Here is a 1,859-nt window from a genome sequence, read left to right as displayed (position 1 = left end):
TAATTTTGAACACCGTGTAGACGGTGGGGTATTAAACCCACAAAGAAAATGATAAACTATAGCAACTTTCTTTTTGGCTTTGTTGCAGTTATTAGAACCTTTTTTCTTTCTACATAATTGCTGTTGCTTCCATTTTAAATTGTTTTCATATTTAGTTAAAAACTTAGGATTGTCAAACTTAGAACCATCACTGGTAATACAGAAATGGGTTAAACCAACGTCAATTCCTATTGCTTTACCATCAGTGCGTTCTGCTGGTTTTTCTTGAGAATCCTCAAACAATATAGAAGCAAAATATTGATGGCATTGATTTTTAGATACAGTAACGGTTTTGATTTTACCCTCAACAAGTCTATGGACAATAGCTTTAACTTCTCCTATTTTTGGAAGTTTTAAGCCCTGTTTAAGAATTGTAACATTCTGAGGATATTGAATAGACTGCTTGCCATGTTTTGATTTAAACCTAGGGTATTTAGTTCGTTTCTCAAAGAAGTTGTTAAAAGCAACACCCAGATTTAAACAGACTTGTTGTAAGCACTGAGAATAGGTTAGCTTTAACCATTCATGTTCTTTCTTAAGAGAAGGTATAAGTTTTTTCACCTCATAACCTGATAATCCTTTACCAGTGTTTTTATATGTTTCGTTCATCAAGTTCAGAGAGTAATTCCACAGCCAACGACAATTACCAAAGCTTTGCTCTAGCAACTGCTTTTATTGTGTATTTGGATATAATCTGACTTTGACAACTCGCAACATATTAGAGTGAATTGAATTTCCTATAAACTATAGTCGCGCAAGATTATAGATTTGAGTTACAAATCCATTTGTCAATTTTCGGGGCATTGAACCCCTGAATTGACCCGCCTATCCCATACGACGCTCATCTATCGGTAGAGCGGGGGGGCTTCTCGGCGGAATAGCTAAAAATTCTAATGAATAAGTCTTATTACCCTAATGAACTTTGATTCCCAGTATCTGTGTTAATACTGCTAATTATTTAGAAAAGTTGAAGTAGCAAATTTTCTGATATTTAAGAAGATTTATAAAGTAACTTCGTTGGCAAAGCTAGTCCAACGAATAAATTCAAAAGGCCCAGCAATTGCTCCCCAGATATGCTCATCAGTTTCAGGGTTGCGACCTCGGTCATGGCTAATAAATTTATGTTCATCTATCTCAAAATGGCTATCTAAGTAGGTAGTTTGGCCTTTGCGGACTACAGTACAAGCTTTTCCTGGTTCTACTTCACCTTTAAAGCTATTACCAGTCCATTTTGTAATAAAGTTACAACCAGGTAGTTTCTGTATTTGTTCAGTTTTGAATGCTTGTAAGCGTTGAGGATCGCGAGAAGCTCCGTAAAATGCTTCTTCTTGATCTATGGCGTAGTTTTCAATATCGATATGGTCTGCTGCAGGGACTAATTTTAGTATTCGGACTCGGTAGGGTTGATTAAGGGTAATGTCGTAAGCTTGCTCTAGATAGAGGCTGAGTCCATTTAAGAGTTCATAGGGCAGTGGACGCATACAAACGCGAATGTGGGCAAAGAGGGGAGGGTTTTCAAAGGCTTGTTGTTGGTTACTAAAGTCGGCTGCTAACCAACGTGCCAAGGTAAGAATGTCTGTTGAGTTAGTCATTTTGATTGAGTGTAAATTCAGAATTAGAGTTCAAAAGAAAATCTTAATAGTTTAAGTATTGTGTTATGTATTTTGTCATTAGGGAACTTTAGAAAAAAATCAACGTCCTTAAATTTATTTATTTTTTTAGTCTCAATAATTTACTGAATGCCTATATTAATTCCATGAGATACTGTGCACTTTAATATTATGTAAAAGAAACGATTCAAGAAACATTTCAATATCTAA

2 protein-coding genes are annotated in these 1,859 nt (G+C 35.4%); both read right to left on the bottom strand.

What is annotated here, in order from left to right:
• Positions 1 to 705, bottom strand: a 705-nt coding sequence (locus D5R40_RS32575) for an RNA-guided endonuclease InsQ/TnpB family protein (RefSeq protein WP_282433705.1), incomplete at its 3' end; no start/stop codon positions are given.
• A 335-nt stretch (positions 706 to 1,040) separates the two neighbouring features.
• Positions 1,041 to 1,631, bottom strand: coding sequence for a chromophore lyase CpcT/CpeT (locus D5R40_RS32570; protein WP_124147038.1), 591 nt, complete (start codon positions 1,629 to 1,631; stop codon positions 1,041 to 1,043).
• Between the last annotated feature and the right edge of the window lie 228 nt (positions 1,632 to 1,859).

Source organism: Okeania hirsuta (assembly GCF_003838195.1).
Classification (GTDB): domain Bacteria; phylum Cyanobacteriota; class Cyanobacteriia; order Cyanobacteriales; family Microcoleaceae; genus Okeania; species Okeania hirsuta.
The sequence above is the reverse complement of the archived record's forward strand: the minus strand, read 5'-3'. Positions and strand labels throughout refer to the sequence as shown.

Bases quoted from the DNA above. Each gene is read 5' to 3' on its own strand.
- D5R40_RS32570 (WP_124147038.1), bottom strand. From the start codon at position 1,631: ATGACTAACTCAACAGACATTCTTACCTTGGCACGTTGGTTAGCAGCC.